The sequence below is a fragment of the Viscerimonas tarda genome, from assembly GCF_054601255.1.
In genome coordinates, this window is record NZ_BAAHWV010000135.1 from 1 (window position 1) to 1,086 (window position 1,086).

The 1,086-nt window shown below is 54.1% G+C and carries 1 protein-coding gene; it reads right to left on the reverse strand.

Going from position 1 to position 1,086, the window contains the following annotated elements; all coding sequences use genetic code 11:
* A partial coding sequence (locus tag ACYPWY_RS16320) for a hypothetical protein (protein ID WP_459686606.1) occupies positions 1 to 1,086 on the reverse strand: 1,086 nt, incomplete at both ends.

Below are 1,086 nucleotides of genomic sequence, written 5' to 3' on the forward strand. Positions count from 1 at the left end.
GTATATGGCGTATGCGCAGTGGCATCCGCGCCCTTGTCGTCTATCCATATGCGCATACCGTCTCCGGCTACCAAATCTACAACAGGCGTAATGAAGTTCCCTGTCCAGTCGGCACGCAGGAAGCCGTTCTGCGGATTGGCCCTGGCAAAGAGCTTGGTGAACACATATACGTCATCCAGGTAGGGATTCTTGTCGTTTACATAAATATCGCCCGGATACAGGTTTTTCAGCGGCGGGCTCCACATATACCAGCGGTTGGTGTTGAATGTAACATCCACAAAGGCCTGGACGTAGTACAGGCTGTCGGGCTGCTTCAGCTCGCCGCCGTGATTGATGGTAATGTTGCCACACACGGCGAAGGCATATTCGCTGTAGCTGGTATAGGCGGCGAGCGTGGGTGAACCGGCCTGCAGGTCGGGATACCTGGCCAGTCCGTCAGGAATCAGCACATTGGTACATTTGCGCGGGATGTTGGCCTGCGGATAGTTGTCGGTTACGGTTGACGGTTTCTGCCAGTTATCGGAGAAATGCCAGTCGGCATTGTAGGCGCCTGTCCATATCAAGCTGTCCGGGGTGCGGTAGATAAACAGCGTGTCGCGGAACGAGGAGATGGGGCTGCCTGCCAGGTTGCCTTTTGTGTAGATTTCGGCAAACAGCAGGCTGCGTTCGTCCGAATTTTTGGTGTACGACAGCCAGTTGTCATGCCCTGACTCTGTTGTCAGGGCCGAGCCGCCGGTGGAGGTGGTGTACCATTTGTACGAATAGGTATCGGGCAGTTTCAATATCTCGGTCGCTCCTTCGCACATGATGCGGTCGAAAGTGGTAAACGAAAGCCGTCCGGTTACGTTGTCGTTTTCGTTACACTCGATTAATTCGGCTATTCCGTTGCCTGGGGTTTCGTCGTAGAAATAAACAGGCGCAGCGCCCCCTGCTGAATTATAGGCGTTGATAAACAGGTAGAACTGCTCGAAGCTGGTCGGCAGCAAAGCCATAAAGCCAGCTATGTCGAAGCTGACAGCCACTGAGCTGTTGACTGCCAGCGACGATGCCGTATTACCGTAAACCGTTGAACCCAGCAGGGTGTAG